Source organism: Geodermatophilus sp. SYSU D00684 (genome assembly GCF_054050455.1).
The window spans coordinates 1-17,530 of sequence record NZ_JBJGZI010000017.1; the positions used below are offsets into that span (position 1 = coordinate 1).

The 17,530-nt window shown below is 71.7% G+C and carries 12 protein-coding genes and 1 pseudogene; all 13 read right to left on the minus strand.

Going from position 1 to position 17,530, the window contains the following annotated elements; genetic code table 11:
* Nucleotides 1-182 (minus strand): annotated as a pseudogene (locus ACI79L_RS13665) (CpaF family protein); the annotation flags it as partial.
* 230 nt (nt 183-412) lie between these two features.
* A complete protein-coding gene (locus tag ACI79L_RS13670; protein ID WP_456937317.1) occupies nt 413-1,414 on the minus strand; it encodes an NAD-dependent epimerase/dehydratase family protein in 1,002 nt (333 codons plus the stop codon).
* The gene (locus ACI79L_RS13675) at nt 1,411-2,307 is read right to left on the minus strand and encodes a phosphotransferase family protein (RefSeq protein WP_456937318.1); all 897 of its coding nucleotides are present in this window, start codon (nt 2,305-2,307) and stop codon (nt 1,411-1,413) included. The genes ACI79L_RS13670 and ACI79L_RS13675 overlap by 4 nt, the downstream gene beginning before the upstream one ends.
* Before the next feature lie 56 nt (nt 2,308-2,363).
* On the minus strand, nt 2,364-3,404 hold the full coding sequence (locus ACI79L_RS13680) for a phosphotransferase (protein ID WP_456937319.1): 1,041 nt from the start codon (nt 3,402-3,404) through the stop codon (nt 2,364-2,366).
* Nucleotides 3,308-4,264 (minus strand): aminoglycoside phosphotransferase family protein, encoded by a 957-nt coding sequence (locus tag ACI79L_RS13685; RefSeq protein WP_456937320.1) that lies wholly within the window; start codon nt 4,262-4,264, stop codon nt 3,308-3,310. Before ACI79L_RS13685 ends, ACI79L_RS13680 begins: the two co-directional genes overlap by 97 nt.
* Nucleotides 4,265-4,272: 8 nt before the next feature.
* A complete protein-coding gene (locus tag ACI79L_RS13690) occupies nt 4,273-5,451 on the minus strand; it encodes a hypothetical protein (protein ID WP_456937321.1) in 1,179 nt (392 codons plus the stop codon).
* Between the two features lie 42 nt (nt 5,452-5,493).
* The gene (locus tag ACI79L_RS13695) at nt 5,494-6,705 is read right to left on the minus strand and encodes a hypothetical protein (RefSeq protein WP_456937322.1); all 1,212 of its coding nucleotides are present in this window, start codon (nt 6,703-6,705) and stop codon (nt 5,494-5,496) included.
* Nucleotides 6,702-7,778 carry a glycosyltransferase family 4 protein gene (locus ACI79L_RS13700; RefSeq protein WP_456937323.1) on the minus strand — a complete coding sequence of 359 codons (1,077 nt, stop codon included), beginning with the start codon at nt 7,776-7,778 and terminating at the stop codon, nt 6,702-6,704. Before ACI79L_RS13700 ends, ACI79L_RS13695 begins: the two co-directional genes overlap by 4 nt.
* Nucleotides 7,775-8,752 carry a phosphotransferase gene (locus ACI79L_RS13705; RefSeq protein WP_456937324.1) on the minus strand — a complete coding sequence of 326 codons (978 nt, stop codon included), beginning with the start codon at nt 8,750-8,752 and terminating at the stop codon, nt 7,775-7,777. Before ACI79L_RS13705 ends, ACI79L_RS13700 begins: the two co-directional genes overlap by 4 nt.
* Nucleotides 8,749-11,379 carry an ABC transporter transmembrane domain-containing protein gene (locus ACI79L_RS13710; RefSeq protein ID WP_456937325.1) on the minus strand — a complete coding sequence of 877 codons (2,631 nt, stop codon included), beginning with the start codon at nt 11,377-11,379 and terminating at the stop codon, nt 8,749-8,751. Before ACI79L_RS13710 ends, ACI79L_RS13705 begins: the two co-directional genes overlap by 4 nt.
* Nucleotides 11,380-11,563: 184 nt before the next feature.
* Complete coding sequence (locus tag ACI79L_RS13715; protein ID WP_456937326.1) at nt 11,564-13,996, minus strand: glycosyltransferase; 2,433 nt, start codon at nt 13,994-13,996, stop codon at nt 11,564-11,566.
* A gap of 143 nt (nt 13,997-14,139) precedes the next feature.
* A complete protein-coding gene (locus ACI79L_RS13720) occupies nt 14,140-15,492 on the minus strand; it encodes a UDP-glucose dehydrogenase family protein (RefSeq protein WP_456937327.1) in 1,353 nt (450 codons plus the stop codon).
* Entirely contained in the window at nt 15,483-16,502 is a 1,020-nt protein-coding gene (locus ACI79L_RS13725; protein ID WP_456937328.1) for a UDP-glucuronic acid decarboxylase family protein, read from the minus strand. Before ACI79L_RS13725 ends, ACI79L_RS13720 begins: the two co-directional genes overlap by 10 nt.
* Between the last annotated feature and the right edge of the window lie 1,028 nt (nt 16,503-17,530).

Below are 17,530 nucleotides of genomic sequence, written 5' to 3' on the forward strand. Positions count from 1 at the left end.
GACTCGGGGTCACCGATCGGCGGCAGCGCCGAGGACAGCGACCGCTCGGAGTAGTCGGCGACGACGTCCCGCACCAGCACCCGGACCGGCGCGGGGTCGCTGAACGGGTCGAGCCCGCGGCGCCGGATGAGCTCGCGCACCTCGCCGTCGACGACGTCCAGCGCACTCGCCGCAGTCGGCACCGCACCCCCATCGGCCCTGTCCAGTTCCGGATCCCGGGACGGTGGACTGTAGGAGAGCTCGACCGTCCGTGGGGCGCTGGACGAACGCTGTGTGGATGACGCCGCGGAACTCCACCCGGTCGGGTGTCATCCACCGCCAGGCCCGGTCACACAGCGCTCCGGCGAGCTGCCGGTCCGAGGAACGGCACGCGGGACGCTCGGACGCACTGGCCTCACTGACCCGGGAGACGTCACTGCACCGCTACTCCACCGGGACCGAGCTGGTCATCCAGTCGAGCGTGCGTCGCAAGCCGTCGGCGGGGGACGTCGGCTCGGGGAGGCCCAGCTCGCTCCGAGCTCGGGTGACCTCCAGGCAGTTCCGCCGGACCTCCCCCGGCCGGGCCGGCCGCATCTCCGGGCACGAGGGTCGCCGGGTCCTTCCCGGCGGCCACGGCCACCGCCTCGATCAGCTGCAGAACGCTGATCTCCCGGCCTGTCCCGATGTTGTAGACCGCGTGCCGCAGGTCCCGCGCCTGTGCGGCGGCCACGTTCGCCGCGACGATGTCGTCGACGTAGACGTGGTCGCGGGTCTGTTCCCCGTCCCCGAAGACGATCGGGGATCGCCCCTCGAGCAACCGCGCGCAGAAGACGACGCCAGCGTCTCCGGAGGGGTCCTGACGAGGACCGTAGACGTTGCCGTACCGGAGCGAGATGACGTCGAGGTCCTTCACCCGCCGGTACCAGTCCGGGTACAGCTCGCCGGTCCGTTTGCTCAGGCCGTAGGCGGACAGGGGAACCGTCGGTCCGGTCTCGGGAGTGGGGACGACCGCCGCCTCCCCGTAGATCGCTCCGCCCGTCGACGTGTTCACGACTCGGGTGACGCCCCTGGCCGCGGCCGCCGTGAAGACGTTGATCGAGCCGACGACGTTGATCTCGGCGTCCCTCGCGGTCTCCACCATGGACACGCGGACGTCCATCTGCGCAGCGAGGTGGAACACGACGTCGGGACGGAAGCGGACGAAGGTCTCCTCCAGCGCCGCACCGTCGCGGAGGTCCAGCCGCGCGACGTCCGCGCCGGCTGCGAGCACGTCCTGGAGGCTCTCCGGCCTGCCCGTACTGAGGTCGTCCACGACCAGGACGGCCTCGCCGGCGCGGACGAGGGCGTCGGCGAGGTGGGACCCGATGAAACCGGCCCCACCGGTGACGACGGCGCGCCTGGGCGGAGTCCTCCCGGAACGGATCGGCTCGGTCACGACAGCAGCCGTCTGAGCACAGCGGAGGTGGCGACGAGTCGGTCCGCATGGGCCGTCGCCGTGCGCATCGGTTCCTCCACCCAGGAACGGCTGAGCCTCGGTGCCACCCACCCCAGGTGCTCGATGGCGCGGAAGAGGCGTCCTGCCGCGAGGAGGAGTGCACGGTCGGCCCGGGCCACTTCGGGGAACCTCCGCCAGTACCTCGACTCCGGTCCCGCGATCTTCGCCTCGACGAGCTTCCCGAGATCGCGAGCAGGAACGCCCCATCCCGCCGCGCCCCAGTCGAAGACGTGCAGCACCGGCCGCCCGTGCCTCGTCGCGATCAGCATGTTGCGCTGACTGAAGCTCCCGTGCACGAGCGTCCGCGGGAACTCCTCCACGGCCAGCACGAGCCGTGGCCACAGGTCCGACAGCTCGTGGCAGCAGTCAGCCGTCCGCTCGAGCACCTCGAGGTCGTCGGGACCGAGTTCCGGATTGCCCGCGGCGGCCGGGAGCAGGTGGACGAGATCGTCCAGCATCGCCCGGTAGCGACGTGGCCCGACGTCGGGGAGGCCGTCGGGGGCCGGACAGGCACGTGCCGCGGCGTGCAGCGCTGACAGCCAGTCCGCGGCGAGGTCGCGGTGCCACGGCACACGGGCGTCGTAGACGGCGCCGACGACCTCCTCCACGAAGACCCACGCCGTCCGGCCGTCACCGGCGTCCGCGCGACCGAGGTACCGCGCCGTTCCCATCCCGGTCCGCGGCAGCACGCCGGTGTAGACGAGCTCCTCCCTGTCGGCCTCGTGCCGCCGGCACCGCTTCGCGAACACGCGCACGTCCGCGGTCGTCCCCGACAGCCTCCAGACCTCAGCCTTGCGCTTCTGCCGTTGGACCGGCTCGGCCCGCTCCAGCACCGCCCGGGTGCCCGGCAGGGTGTGCCAGGCGGCGAGGGCCGGGCCCCAGTCGTCCGTCACGGCCGCCTCCCCGCGTCGACGACCGCCACGCCCGCCTCGATCCGGTCGAGGTAGAACTCCAGCTTCCCGACGGCCCGGTGCGGCCAGGAACCGATGAGGTTCAGCCGTTCTCCGGAGATGCCGGCGAAGCACCAGAGCACCTCGCCGACCGCGCCGACGAGCCGGGGTTCGGCCAGGTCGAGGCCCGCCCGTCGCACGCGCGCCGTGTAGCTGTGGAGGTCCACCATCGACAGGTCGGCGGCCGGGCAACCCCAGCCCGCCTGCTCCCAGTCGAACGCGAGCACCGCGGGGCCGTCCCCCCGCATGGCCATCCGCACGTTCTTGCCCGCGATCCCCGAGTGCACGAGGGTCGCCGGGAGCTCGTCGAGGAGTTCCTGGACATCGCTCCAGCGAGCGAGGACATCCCGACCGACGGCTTCGAGCCGGGAGATCGTCGTCCTGTGGGGCCGTGTGAGCCCCTCTCCCGTGTCGAGCGCGTCCGCGAGCGTCGCGCAGGCCTCGCTGACGACCGCCCGGTGGTAGGCCAGGTCCCGGGAGGGGAGGTCGGGCGGCACGACGGAACCGGACCAGGTGTGGAACTCCCCCATCCACGCCCCTGCGACGCGACGGTGGACCGCGGAACGCGCGTCGTAGGGCACGCCCGCGGCGTACTCCGACACCAGCCAGGCGCGACCTGCCGCGCGCGCCGGGGCGGTGCCGAACGTGTGCACCGAGGGGAACGGCGCGGCCTCCAGCCAGCCGAGCACGCGGTGCTCGACCGCGATCGTGTCCGCTTGCGCGCACTTGGCCACGAGCGACGGTCGCGCTCCCCTGCCGCGGACCTCGACGACGTCCGACTTGCCGTGCTTGAGTCGCACGCAGGCCACCGGGACGAACTCGGGCGCGACCGTCCGGACCACGTCCAGGGCTTCCCGAACCGGAGGACCCGCGTCGGCTGCCGTCACGAGCGCTCCCCTGCGTCGCCTCCGGCCAGGGCTCCGTGCCTGGCCAGCCCGAGCAGGTAGCCGGGCACCTTGGCCGCGGCGCGGTCCGGCCACGCAGATGCGAGGCTCTCCCGCTCCTCGATGAGCACCCAGGCCGTCCAGCAGACGCTGCCGAGTGCGCGGAGGGCACGCGCGGCGGACGGCGACAGCGGCGGCCAGTCCGGACCGAGCGACGCGACGTAGCTCGCGATGTTCACCCGCAGCAGGTCGATCATCGGGCATCCCCATCCGGCCGCGCCCCAGTCGTGGACCCAGGGGTGCTGGCCGGGTTCGTCACCGTTCATCTGCAGGTTCTGCGGGACGAGGTCGCCGTGCGTCAGCGTGCGCGGGACCGTCGCCATGCGTTCCTCGGCGTCCGACCACGTGCCGAGGACCCGCTCGAGGACCTCTGCGAGCGACACCAGGGCGGTGCGGCCCGGCTTCGGAACCGCCGGGTTCTCGACGCCGGTCTGCACGGTGAGCTGCGCCTCCGTGATCACGTCACGCCAGTACTCCGGGCCGTGGTCGGGGAAGTCTGCGGGCTCGGCCACCCGGACCGCACCGCTGTGCACCGCGCCGAGCCAGCGGGCCAGGCCGGTCGTGTGCACGGACGAGTCGTGGTCGAAGGGAACGCCGGCCGCGTGGTCCATGACCAACCACGCCCTGGTGGGGTCGTCCGAGGGCACGGTGCCGTAGCAGCGGATCGCCGGCACCGGCAACCGGGCCAGGACGTCGCGGTACACCCGTTCCTCCACCGCGCACACCCGGCGGTCGTCCCGCTTGAGGACGAGCGCCCCGTCCCCGCCGATCTCGTCCACCCGGTAGACGTCGGCCTTGCCACGCCGGGCGCTGAACCGCTGGACCGCCGCGGGCACGAACAGCGGGACGGTCCGGGCCACCGCCGCGAGCACCTCGTGCTCGCCGGGATCACACACCGTCGTGCTCACCTCCCCGCCGCCGCATCCGGGGGCGCCGGCTGGGCGGCCGTGCCGGGGATCCTGGTCAGGAGAGCGTCGAGGACGCGGACGGCGTCGAAGTACTCCGCGGCGATCTCCCGCGCGGCGCGTGCGTGCCGCGGCAGGTCGCCGTCGAGGGCGCGGAGACCATCGGCCGCCTCCTCGGGCGTGGTGAACGCGAGGACTCCCTCGCCGGTCGGGATCACCGACCCGAATCCCGTGTCCTGGACGACGACAGGGCGGCCTGCCGCCAGGTAGCAGGCCGAGCGGCAGCTGAACCAGCCCGGCGCGCCGGTGACGTAGCCGTGCTTGGCCACGCTCCACTCGCCGCGTGACGCCACGACGTAACGGCGGTAGGAGTCCAGGTCGGGGCAGGTCTCCGCCGGATCGACGATCGTCCATCCGCGCCGCCGGAGGAGGCCGAGCGGAGCCTGCGCGTTCCTGCCCGGGCTCATCGCGATCTCGATCCGGATCGGGTCGACGGCGGACGGCAGGTCGAGGAACCGGCGGAACTCGACGTCCTTCTGCCCGTAGCGCACACCCTCGAACTCGACGGGGTTGTAACTGGTCCAGTTCATGACCGTCGTGAACCGGTCGCCGTGCGGACGGTCCGGCCGCCACTCGTCGAGGAGCACGGGCTGCCGGGTGGGGAGCCACGTGTGACCAGTCGTGGGGACGCGGTCGGAGTGGGCCTCCCCGAAGCTGAAGTGGACGTCGTGGGCGTCGACCGCCCGCCGGAAGTCGGCCTGGCCGCGCGCCAGCTTGACCTGGGTGAAGACGGGGTCCGAGTCGATGAACACGAGGCGCGCGTCCGTCTGCTCGCGGAGGCTCACCGGGTCGCGCCAGACCCCCGAGACGTTGACGACGACGTCGGCCGTGGCGAGGACGTCGGCCCGGCGATCGTCGGGCATGCCGAACCACTGGTCGCGCCACGGGAAGCAGTACGCCCACCTGTCCTCGAGCCCGAAGCGCCGCATGAGCGTCGACAGGTGGCGCACGTTGTCGTCGCAGCCCTTCGACACCCCGCCCTCCCCGGGGTTGAACGGCCACTGCCCCGTGTCCTCGACGTAGTAGACGTCGTGGCCGAGCCGGTGGAAGCCGACCGGGTACTGCAGGTAGTCCCACGCGAGCCCGCCGAGCGGGTACTGCGCGAGCAACCCGGTCACGACGATGCGGAGTCGAGAGGTCGCATCCACGGCGTCGCCCCGCTACACCAGACCGACCGTGGCCATCAGGGATCCCAGGACGCGCTCGGCCTCGAAGACGTCGTGCGCGATGGCCCTCGCCGTCTCCGACTCCCGCTCGTAGTCGCCTGCGACGGCGTGGATCGACGCCGACGCCTCGTCGAGGGAGCAGAAGACGTGCAGTCCGCGCTGAGGACGACCCGCAGCACTCCGGAATCCGGTGTCCTGGACCACCACCGGCCGACCGGCGGCGAGATAGCAGACGGTCCGGTCACTGAACCAGCCGCTGCGCGAGGCCACGTACTGGTGCTTGGCCACCGAGAACTCCCCGAGCGAGCCACGGATGTACCGCCGGTAGGCGAAGGGGTCGTCGAGCCGCTCCGCCGGCCGGGTGCGCCAGCCGTGCGCAGCGACCACCTGCGCGGCCGCCCGCTCCCGTTCGCCCACGCGGATCGCCGCCTCGACGGGGACCGGCACCGAGGCGGGGAGGTCGAGGTACCGGACGAGTTCGACGTCCTTGCGCCACCGCCAGCACTCGTCCCTCCACTGGACGTCGTGCCCCACGCTGCTCCACTGGAGGATCGTGGTGAGGGCCGCACCCTGGTCGGGGCGCGTGTCGGTGGTCCACCAGTCGGTCACCACGGGCGGCACGGTCGGCACCCAGTCGTAGCGTGGGAGCGGGACCGACCACCCGGGTCCGCCGAGGTTGGTGGCGTAGGTGAAGTGGTGCTGGTACCGGTCCAGCCACTGGATCCAGTTGCGCTCGCGCTGCGCGACACCGACCTGACTCACGACGGGATCCGTCTCCAGGTACACCAGGCAGTCGATCACGTCGTGGCGCGGGAGCAGCTCCTGCGCGCCGCAGAGGTTCAGCACCGCGTCGGCGTCGCGGTAGAGGCGCTGCAGTCCGTCGACGTCGAGGGCGCCCGCCGTCTCGTCCGGCTCCGTCGGCGAGCGGAAGACCCACCGGTCGCCGAGGCCGACGGCGGCGAGGTGCCGGTGCATGAACTCGACGTTCGGGCCGACGTCGACGGTGCGGTCGCCCCCGCCGAGCGCGTACGGGTAGCGGTCGGAGTCCTCGACGTACCAGACGTCGAAGCCGAGCCGGCGCAGCCCCACCAGGTGGTGGAGCACCTGCCAGGTCATGCCCCCGAACGGGGAGTGGGCGAGCAGCCCCCACACCACGACGAGCCCCTTGTCGGCCGGCGGGTAGTCGGACCGCATCAGCCGGGTCACGGCGTCACTCCCCGGGCGAACTCGTAGAACGACACGTACGCGCGCGCCATCTCGTGGTGGCTGAACCGCTTCTCCGCGTGCCTGCGGACCACGTGCCGATCGAGGGCGATGGCCCGCTCGACCAGCGCCGGCAGGTCCTCGACGTCCTCGGCGTGGTAACCGGTCACGCCGCGGTCCACGACCTCGGGGACCGACCCGCGGCCCCGGGCCACGACCGGGGTCCCGCACGCCATGGCCTCGACCATGACGATCCCGAAGTGCTCCGACCAGTCGATGGGGAAGACGAGGGCGGCCGACTCCCCGAGCAGCCGGACCTTCTCCGCGTGGGAGACCGGCCCCGCGTAGACGACGTCGCGCCCGTCCACGAGCGGTCGGACCTCGTGCTCGAAGTAGTCCCGCTCGTGCCGCTCCTGCGGGGCACCCGCCAGGACGATCGGCATGCCGATCTGCCGCGCGACCCGCACCGCGGCGACCGGGTCCTTCCGTGGCCCCATGCGGCTGAGGAAGACCAGCTGCTCGCGGGGTTGGCGGGTGAACGCGTAGTCCGCGAAGTCGAGCCCGTGGTGGATCACCCGCATCGCAGCGCGTCTGTCGGGCGGCACATGGGCGATCTGGGACGCGCTGATCGCGGCGACGTGCGCCCCGGGGAACTGCTCGAGGAGCCACCGCTCGTCCGGGCCGTCGAGACCGGCGTGCACGGTGTGCACCACCGGCTCGTCCAGCAGTGCGGCGACGGGGATCAGCTTCGGACCGAGGTGGCAGTGGACGACGTCGAAGCGGTCCAGGTCGCGCGCGGCCGCCGCGAACTGACCGAGCGCATAGACGTCGTAGTCGTACGCGCGTCCGGCTCGCATCGCGTCGATCAGGTTCTCGGGCACGACCCCGTGGAGCGTGCCCGGAGTGTCCGAGTCCAGCGAGGCGTAGACGGTCACCTCGTGCCCCTGGGCGAGGAGCGCCGTGCTCAGCCAGTGCACCATCAGCTCCGCGCCGCCGTAGCTCGTCGGCGGCACTCTCGTCCAGAGCGGCGCGATCTGGGCGATCCGGAGCCTGGTCGGCTGCGCAGCGGTGGTCATCGAAGCCACTGGACCGCTTGGATGCAGCGGTCCATCCAGTCGTTGTGATACCGCAGCCGGGCCATCGCCGTCTGCGTCCAGGGCCACTCCAGCCGCTGCAGCTCCCACCGCATCGAGGCTCCGCAGCGGAAGATCTCACCCACGACCCCGAGCAGACGGATCCGCTCCGCGGTCATCTCCGGCCACCGCGCCGAGACGATCGGCAGGTACTCGGAGAGCAGCGGAGCGGTCCGGTGGGCCTCGAACGTCAGCACGTCGAGTGCGGGGACGCCCCAACCGGCCTCGTTCCAGTCGAAGCCGATCAGCGTGGGGCCGCCCGCACCGTCGACGACCCGGACGTTGTCGTCCTTGAAGTCCCCGAACACGAAGGTCGGTGGCATGGTCGCGCAGAACGCGCTGACCTCGTCCCACTGCGACCGGACCCGGGCGCAGACCTCCACGGTGCGGGCGACGTCGCGACGGTCGCCGGCGTCGAGCTCGGGATTGGCCGAGGCGAGCGTCGCCCGCTGCGGGACCACGTCCAGGTACTCCCTGAAGTGGTCGGGGCCACGGTCACGCAGCGACGGCCCCCCGGGCAGGTCGGCGCAGGCGACGTGCAGCTCGCCGAGCCACCGTCCGGCCACCGCCCGATCGCGGCGGTCGCCGAGGCGGAACTGGCGCCCCGCCGCCGCTTGGAGGAAGAGCCACGTGCGGTCGGTGTCGGCGTCCGCGACGCCGTAGAGCTCGACGCTCAGACCGGGACGGTGGGAGGTGAGCGTCGCGTAGACGATCTGCTCGCGTTCGGCCTCGCTCCGGGGGCAACGCTTCGCGACGACGTCGCGCCCGTCCGGCGCCCCGCCGACGAGCAGGTAGACGGAGCGTCGCCGTTCCTCCTGCAGCGGTACGACCGACGTGGGCGTCGAACCACCGTGGGCGATCCAGTTCTCGACCGCGGCGGCGCCGAACGTGGGACGGGAGGCCGTGGCGTTCCTCATCGCGCCGCCTCCAGACGCTCGCCGAGGGCATCGAGCCGGTCGAGGTAGGCGCCGACGGTCGGGATCGTCCGTTCCGGATCCCACCACCACCGCTGCTTCAGCCAGTCGAGCGCCTGCACGAGGTTGAGCCACGTGCCGACCGAGGCGCAGTCCATCAGCGTGTCGAAGTCCAGGCCCGGCCATCTGGTCTCCAGGCCGGCCATGTACCGCTCCGCGGTCTCCCGGTCCGCGGGGCTCGTGTCCGGGAACGCTCCTCGGATGGGGAAGAGCACCGCGAGGTCGGCGACCGGGGTCGTCAGCGCGAGGGTCCCCCAGTCGACCGCGATCACCCGGTCGTCGACCAGGCGCAGGTCTGCGTCTTTGACGTTGCCGTGCGCCAGGACGATCGGCGCGCTCGTCGCGCGGTCGAGGGCGGGCGGGACGAGACGCTCCACCGCCTCGAACCGCCGCAACAGGTCGACGGTGAGCTCCCTGGACCAACCCGGCGGGCCGCTCGACATGTCCTCGAACTCGGACGCGACCCGGCGGCAGTGGCGGAGCCGCCGGTCGAGCGTGTGTCGATCGAGGTCCGGGGCACCGTGGGTCGGGACCTCCACCGAGTGCAGCCGGGCGAGCCACGACGCCGCCCGCAACCGGTGCTCGGGGTTCGACCACTCCAGGCCGCGTTCGCCGGCGTCCTGGAGGAAGATCCAGCTGCGGCCCGGCTTCTGCGACGACGGTGCCCATCCCAGGCAACGCACGGTCAGGTCGTGGGGGATGACGCGCTCGTACAGACGGATCTCCCGCTGGACCCTCTCCGTTCGATGCAGCCTGGCGATCACCGCCTCGCCGTCGTCCCCCTCCCGGTGCAGACGGAACGCGGACCCGTTCCGGTGCTTCCGCCTCACGGGCGTCGCCTGCAGTCCGCCGCCCGGCCCCGCCCACAACGCCAGGGCTTCCTCACCCCGCGCGGACGAGGTCCTCGGCGCGTCGGCCGGCGAGGGGGTCGGTCCGGGGCAGAGCCCCGGTGTGGACGCCGCCCCACCACGTGCCGGCCACGGGTGATCGGCACGCTGCTTCACGACAGTGCACCGACCGTGCTCGACGCGGAGGATCACGTCACAGGACTCCAGCGTGCTCAGCCGGTGAGCGATCATGAACGTGGTCCGCCCCTGCACGAGGCTCTCCATCGCTCTCATGATCGACGCCTCGGTCTCGACGTCCACCGCGCTCGTCGGCTCGTCGAGGACCAGGATGGGGGCGTCCCTGAGGAATGCCCGGGCGAGTGCGATGCGCTGGCGCTCACCGCCGGACAGGCGCTGCCCGCGCTCTCCGACCACGGTGTCGTAACCGTCCGGCAGAGCGTCGACGAACTCCGCGATACCAGCAGCGCCCGCGGCCTGCCGGACCTCGTCGTCCGTCGCATCCGGCCTGCCGTAGCGGATGTTGTCGGCGATCGAGGTGGAGAAGAGGACCGGCTCCTGCTGGACGATGGCGAACTGGTTGCGGAGGTCCGCGATGCGGAGGTCGCGCACGTCCACCCCGTCCAGCCGAATGGTCCCCGACGACACGTCGTAGAACCGCATGAGCAGACTGACGAGGGTGGTCTTGCCGGCACCGGTTCGCCCGACGACCCCGAGACGCGTGCCCGGCGGGATGTCGATCGAGACGTCCTCGAGCACGGGCGAGCCGTCCTCGTAGGAGAAGGACACCTTCTCGTACTCGACGTGACCCCTGGCGCGCTGCACGGGCAGCGCGTCCGACCGCTCGGCCACGTCGGGTTCCTTGTCGAGCAGCTCGAAGGCCCGCTGCAGGCTCTCGTAGGCGTTCTGCATCCCGGTCACCCGCCTGGTCAGCGTCTTCAAGGGCGCGTAGAGCCGAGCCACGTAGTTCATGACGATGAGGAGGGCACCGACCGTGATGGACCCGGCCAGCACGCTCCGCGCACCCACGAAGAGGACCAGTCCGGTCCCGGCGGCGGTGATGAAGTCGATGGCGAGGTCGAGCAGGCCGACCCGGACCGCGATGCTCACCTGCTTCCCGGCGCTGGCGCGGCCCCAGCGGAGGAAGCGGCGGTGCTCGCTGTCCTCCCGGCCGAAGGCCTTGACGACCCGGATGTTGCCGAGCACCTCGTGGACGACGCCGAGCGCCGAGCTCTGCAGCCGCTTGTACTCCTTGTAGTGGGGCCGGATCCGCTTCTTGGACCGATTGGACAGCAGCGCGAGGAAGGGGGTGGCGATCAGCGCGATGAGGGCGACCTGGGTGTTGATCCCGAAGATGACCACGAAGACCGAGACGAGCGTGAACACGGCCGAGACGAGCGGGAGCAGGTTGTGGATCAGCATGTCGCCGAGCGCCAGCGCGTCGAACTGGATCCGGTAGAGGGAGTCGGCGGTGCCCCGGCGGTCGTGGAAGGCGAAGGAGAGCCGCTGGACGTGCGCGAAGAGGCGGCTGCGCAGGCGCAGCGTCAGGTTCTCGTGGGTCCGGGTCCGGAGGTAGGCCTGGCCCAGGCTCTGCAGGTCGGTCAGGAGCACGACGCCGATCTGGAGAGCTGCGGCGAACACCAGCAGCTGCGTGGAGGTCACCCCGTCCGGGAGGACCGCGTCCACCGGACCCGGCAGCGGTTTGTCGCTCAGCACCGAGTCCACCGCGATCGCCAGCGGGATGGGCGAGAGCAGGAACAGCGGAGTGGTGAGGAGCTCGATCACCAGCAGAGCGAGGGTGGCGATGCGGTACCCGGCGGTCTCCGCGTAGATCCGCCGCCACGTGCCCCGGTCGGCCCCTCTCCCCTGCCGACGGGCTCCAGGCGCTCGATGCCTCCCCACGTGGCGTTCAGCGCTCTTCATCGACCGGCTCCTCGGGGAGTGGCCCGACGGGCGTGGCCGCCCCCTCCACGGGTCGCCCAGCAGGCTCGGGCTCGTCCTGTGCCGACCGCTGCGCTCCTCCGGCCGCGCTCCGGGCGGTGGTCGAGCGCAGAGCCCGGGTGACCGCGGTGTGCAGCGTCCGAGCGTCGACGGCGAGCCCCCCGGCCACTGCGGCAGTGGCGAACGCGGCCGCCGCCGCGGGGAGATGGACTGCCACGACGGTGAGGGCGATCCCCGCGGCCACGGCAGGCCCGGTCCGGAGCCGGACGGCGACGCGGTGCCTCGGTTCCCACCTCCAGACGACGGCCGTGGTGATCCGGGCGGTGAAGAACGGCCCGCGCCGCAACTCGAGGTCGTGCTCGGCCGTCTCGCCGGCGGACACGACGGAGCACCCCTCGCTCGCGCCGGCCCGGCTCAGCGTGGTCAACCACCACTCGCGGTCGCCGTACCAGTCCGGGATCTCGTACGGGTCCGCGGGGCGGCGCTCGCCACGCAGTCGACCCCACGCGCGCACGAGCGGCTGGAGGACGTGGAGCCAGGCGACGAGCACGCGGAGGGCGAGCGGCCGGGGCTCGTGGCGAGGGAGCCGCGCCGCCGTGGCGACGGCGGCGCCGTAGCCGAGGACGGCGACCGTGCCCGTGGCCGCGACGACCAGACCGAGCGGATGGAGGATCCCGAGGAGGAGCGCGACCAGGCTCACCGCGGTGACCAGGGGCAGCAGAGCCGCACCCCAGACGGCGACCGCCTGGTCCCGCCGGCGAGTGCGTGGCTGGAAGGGCGCCGTGCCGGCGTACCCGTGGTAGACGACGGGTCGCAGCAATCGGGGGAACACCCCGGTGGCTCCGTAGATCGTCCCGCTCCACCGGGCCTGGCCGAGGCGGTTGAACCGGTGCCGGTGCCGGCTCCACAGCAGTCGCTCCGCCCGGCCGTAGCCGCGCTGCTGCTTCAGGTACCCCTTCACCGTGCCGCGACGGTGGTGGTTCACCTGCGCTGCCGGAGCGAAGCCGATCTCCCATCCGCGGTCGAGCAGCTTCCAGCACACGTCCACGTCGTCACCCGCGGCCGTGTAGACGGGATCGAAGCCGCCGATCGCCTGCAGGGCCTCCCGCCGGAAGGCCATGTTGCAGCCGGGCACGTGCTCGGCCCTGTCGTGGCTGGTCAGCACCTCCATCGGCGAGCCGGGCGACAGCGCCACCGCGCGCTCGACGAGACCGGCGTCGTCGACCGGGAGGTTCGGTCCGCCCGTGGCCACGATGCGTTCGTCCTCGAGGGAGAGCGCCAGGTGGAACGGCCACTCCGGATGGCAGGCCGCGTCCGCGTCGAGGTAGGCCACGACGTCCCCGCGAGCCGCGGCCAGGCCGGCGTTGCGCGCCCGGCTCAGCCCCCCGTGCTCGAGCTCGAGCAGCCGGAAGGGATGGCGCCGGGCGATCTCCGCCGTGGCGTCGGTGGACCCGTCGTCGCACACGACCACGTCGAGATCCGGGTAGGAGCAGGCCTCGAGCGACTCGAGGCACTCGGCGAGCGTCGCCTCCTCGTTGTAGGCGCACACGACCACGCTGATCGTCGGCCACTCGTCGCGGAGCTCGGCGACCGAGCGCCGGGCCCAGGCCGATACCACGTCGTTCGCCGGCTTCGGTCGCCGGCGCTCGTCGGTGACACCGAAGCCCCAGCCGGTGACGGGTGAACCGTCCACCACCCACTCGTCGGTCCACGAGAAGACGGTCGCGCCGGCACAGCCGACCTCGTCGACGGTGCGGAGCTGCCACTCGAGGGAGCGCGCCTGGGCGTCGACGCCGTGGATCTCCGATGCGAGACCCAGCTCACCGACGAGCAACGGCTTGTCCCCGGCCACGCTCTGCAGGTGCCGCAGGTAGCGCCGGAGCGCTGCAGGCTCCTCGAGGAAGACGTTGAAGGTGACGACGTCCAGGTTGTCGATCGTCAGGAACTCGGTCGTCGGGAAGTTGCCGTAGGTGACGAGGAGGTCCTGCCGAGCGTCGTGGATCCGGCAGACCAGCGACTCCAGGACCCCTTCCACCCGGCTGATGCCGTGGACCCGGAGGACGTCGACGGGTATCTCGTTTCCTATCGACAGCGCCAGGACCTCGGGTCGGTCGCCGACCGCGTCCAGGGCCGCGTCGATCGCCCCGTGAGCGCGGTCGGCGACCCGGCGGGTCGAGGCCCGAGACGCCACCCGCTCGTATCGCCAGTCCTCGTAGTGCAGGCCGACCAGCACGTGCATGCCGTGTTCCGCCGCGCAGTCGAGCACCTCCGGCGGCGGCACGGAGTACGTGCGCACGGTGTTCACGCCGCTGCTCGCCATCGCGGCGATGTCCCCGGCGATCACCTCCGGGACGGGGAAGGGAGCGCCGTCGGGCCGGGACGCGAAACTCCCGTAGCTCACCCCCCGGACCCGGTACGGCATCCCGTCACACCGCAGATGCCGCCCGCCCACGTGCACACGGCCGACCCGCGGCGAGCCCAGGCCCTGGGGACCAGCGGGGACGACCGGGCCGCTCACCTCGGTGCTCATCGTGATCTCGCCGGTCACAACGCCAGACCCGCCAGGGGCGGCTCCGCGGGCTCACGACGGCGCCCGAGCGCCCGCACCGTCCAGCCGGCCGCTCGCCACCGCCCGAGATCCAGGGCGTTCCGGGCGTCGAGAACGCGGGGTACGGCGACGAGGGGGCGCAGTCGCGCCGGATCCAGCGCCTGGTACTGCTGCCACTCGGTGACGTGCAGCACCAGGCGGGCGCCCTCGAGGACTCTGGTGACGTCAGTGGTGAAGTCCAGGGCGGGGACGGCCGCGCGGGCGTTCTCGACCGCCTCCGGATCGTGGACCCGCACCTGCGCACCCTGCGCGTGCAGGGCCGCCGCGACGGCCAGTGCCGGGGAATCGCGGATGTCGTCGCTGTCCGGCTTGAACGCCGCACCCAGGACGGCGATCGGCTGGTCGGACAAGGAGTCCCCGAGCATCTCGCGAGCCAGGTCGACGGTTCGCTGGCGGCGCCTGAGGTTGATCTCGTCGACCTCCCGCAGGAAGCCGAGGGCACGTCCCACGCCCAGCTCGTCCGCCCGCGCCGCGAAGGCACGGATGTCCTTCCCCAGACAGCCACCGCCGAAGCCGAGACCAGCGGACAGGAAGGCCGGACCGATGCGGGGATCGTGCCCGATCGCCCTCGCCAACGTCACCACGTCGGCCTCGGCTGCCTCGCAGACCTCCGCCATGGCGTTGATGAAGGAGATCTTCGTCGCGAGGAAGGCGTTGGCTGCCACCTTGACCAGCTCGGCGGTGGCGCGATCGGTGACGATGAACGGTGTTGCCCGCTCCAGCAGGGGCGCGTAGACCGAGCGCAGGTCGCTCACTGCGCGGGCGTCTTCCGCACCCACCACGATGCGGGTGGGCGTGAGCGTGTCCCGCACGGCGAAGCCCTCACGCAGGAACTCCGGGTTGCAGGCGAAGCGGACCTCGTCCCCCCGTGGCGTGAAGGTGTTCGCGAAGACCTCCAGTCGTGCCGCTGTGCCGACGGGAACCGTCGACTTGCCGACGACCAGGCAGGGTCGCTGGAGACGGCACGCGAGCTGCTCGACCGCTGAGTAGACGTGGCGGAGATCGGCGGCGTCGGACTCCGCGGCCTGGGGTGTGCCCACGCAGAGGAAGTGGACGTCGGCGAACTCGGCCGCCTCCTGCATCGACGTGGTGAACCGCAACCGGCCCGAGGAGAGGCCCCGGTGCAGTACGTCGGCGAAGCCTGGTTCGAAGAAGGGAGTTCGTCCTCCGGCCAGGAGCCGCACTCTCACCGGGTCCACGTCGACGCCCAGGACCGAGTGACCGAGATCGGCCATGCAGGCGGCGTGGACGGCTCCCAGGTATCCCGTCCCGATCACCGTCAGACGCACGACGGCCTCCGCACGTCCACCGGTGCCGGCACTCCGTCCAGCTGCCCGCCTGCGATCACGGTCCGGGCGGCGGCCACCTCCACCGGCCTGGACCTGAACCAGTCCACCGTTGCGCTCAGTCCCCGCTCCACGGGCACCGTCGGCCGCCAGCCCAGCAGGTCCGCGGCGCGGGCGATGACCGGACGACGGCGCGTCGGGTCGTCGGGAGGCAGCGGGTGGTACTCGACCGGAGACCGTGACCGGGTGATGCGGAGGACCAGAGCGGCCAGGTCGACGACGGAGTGCTCGACAGGGTTGCCGAGGTTGATCGGACCGACTTCCGACGAATCGATCATCGCCACGATGCCGCGGATGAGATCGTCCACGTAGCAGAGACTGCGGGTCTGGCTCCCGTCACCATAAACGGTCAACGGGTCACCATTCAGAGCCTGAGTGATGAAGTTCGTCACGACCCGCCCGTCGTGCGGTCGCATCCGAGGCCCGTAGGTGTTGAATATGCGGACTATCCCGACGTTCGCACCGAACTCGCGCCGATGGGCCATAGAGAGCGCCTCGGCATAGCGCTTCGACTCGTCGTAGACGCTCCGAGGACCGATCGGATTCACGTTCCCCCAGTATTCCTCGGACTGAGGATGGACGGCCGGATCGCCGTAGACCTCACTCGTCGAGGCGAGGACGAAACGTGCACCATGGGTTCGGGCCACGGTGAGAGCATTCTCGGTCCCGCGGCTCCCGACGGCCAGCGTCTCCAGCGGATGGCGGAGATAATCAGGTGGAGAGGCGGGGCTGGCGAGGTGTGCGACCGCGTCCACGATGCCACAGAGGGGCATGGCGACACTGACGTCCGCCTCGATGAAGTGGAATCCTGGGATTCCGATGAGATGGTTGATGTTGTCCACACTGCCGGTCGACAGGTTGTCGACGCAGACAACGGAATCCCCTCTTCCCAGGAGCGTCTCACACAAGTGCGAACCCAGGAATCCAGCACCGCCGGTGACGATTGCGCGCATCGGACCTCCCCGCTTCTGAGGGAAACCGCCAGATGGACGGCAGCATTGTTCAGAGGTGTCCGGCGAAAACGCGGACTTCTTCAGGTCTGACTGCGCTCCCTCCGACACGGAGGGGGACGAGGGCGAAGAGTTTGCTGACCGTTCACCGGCCTGTCAATGCCTATTCGGATGGAACGCAGATGGCCGTCAATGGTGACTTGAGGCCACCTCTCTGTGACCTCCCGTGAGATTGATCGAGACCGGGGAGAACCTGTTATTGAATTGCCTGATCAAGGACGCGTCGGCTGCCGGTCGGCCATCTCGTACGGGGGACGCTCAGGCGCCAGGGGGACTCTCCGTCCCGACGTGCACGCCCGAGCAGCCACAGCCCATGGCGCGCCATCACAGTCAGTAGTCATCGCGATCGTCGGCACCGCGGTCACCAGCACCGGCCCGCGTCGCGGCGGAGACTCCGAGCGGGGTCCGTGATCAGACCTGAGGGCTCCTGCAGTTTCCACCTGAGCTCCACGGCGCCTTCCTCCGCGCCCGGAGCACTCCCGTGGCGGGCCAGCAGGCCGCCACGTGGCGGCCGGTGCCCGCCGCCCGCGGTCATGCAAGCGATGTCCCCGGATCTGCCTCCGGGCTCCATGGGCAGCCAGCACCAACTCGGGGTCGTCCAGGTGCCGCTGCAGCGGCCCGAACCCGGCCACCCGGTCGAGCACGTCGCGCACCACCGACTCGGGGTCACCGATCGGCGGCAGCGCCGAGGACAGCGACCGCTCGGAGTAGTCGGCGACGACGTCCCGCACCAGCACCCGGACCGGCGCGGGGTCGCTGAACGGGTCGAGCCCGCGGCGCCGGAGGAGCTCGCGCACCTCGCCGTCGACGACGTCCAGCGCACTCGCCGCAGTCGGCACCGGACCCCCGTCGGCCCTGCCCCGACCCCGTTCGGGACGTCGGGACGACGGGGAGACGGAGGCGTTCCGCGGGAGGGCGGTCAGCCGATCTGTGGACAGCGCGTGCGCCGCCGCGGCCGCACGCCACCCGGC

Excerpts from the sequence above, each read along its gene's own strand:
- ACI79L_RS13700 (WP_456937323.1), bottom strand. The coding sequence starts at position 7,778 with ATGACCACCGCTGCGCAGCCGACCAGGCTCCGGATCGCCCAGATCGCG.
- ACI79L_RS13705 (WP_456937324.1), bottom strand. The coding sequence starts at position 8,752 with ATGAGGAACGCCACGGCCTCCCGTCCCACGTTCGGCGCCGCCGCGGTC.
- ACI79L_RS13725 (WP_456937328.1), bottom strand. The coding sequence starts at position 16,502 with ATGCGCGCAATCGTCACCGGCGGTGCTGGATTCCTGGGTTCGCACTTG.